The organism is Acinetobacter sp. ANC_7503 (genome assembly GCF_056780035.1).
In genome coordinates this window covers 1-426 of record NZ_JBWYJA010000030.1, presented here as the reverse complement: position 1 = coordinate 426, position 426 = coordinate 1, and the positions used below count along the sequence as shown (strand labels likewise).

General features: G+C 43.7%; 1 protein-coding gene. It reads left to right on the top strand.

Features of this window, described 5'->3' with window-relative positions; genetic code table 11:
* A partial coding sequence (locus AC1M9M_RS14815; RefSeq protein ID WP_481596710.1) for an Ig-like domain-containing protein occupies positions 1–426 on the top strand: 426 nt, incomplete at both ends.

Here is a 426-nt window from a genome sequence, read left to right as displayed (position 1 = left end):
GATACAACTGCACCATCTGATACCGATGTAACGATTGATCCAATTGCGGATACAAACGATACAACACCAGAAATCACAGGTACAACTGAACCAGGAACAACAGTAAATGTCGTTGTTAAAGACAAAGACGGTCAAGTTGTTGCAGAAGGTCCAGCGACAGTTACAGGTGACACATGGACATATACACCATCAGTTGAATTGGCAGATGGCGAATATGACGTAGTTGCAAAAGCAACAGATCAAGCAGGTAACACAGGTGAATCTCAGCCAGAGAGCTTCGAGGTTGACACAGTAGCACCTGAATTAACCATCGATGAGCTTAAGCCAACAAACGATACTACACCAACAATCTCAGGTAAGACTGAGCCAGGTGCAACAGTAAAAGTTGAAATCTTAGACAAAGATGGCAACCCTGTAGCAACAGGT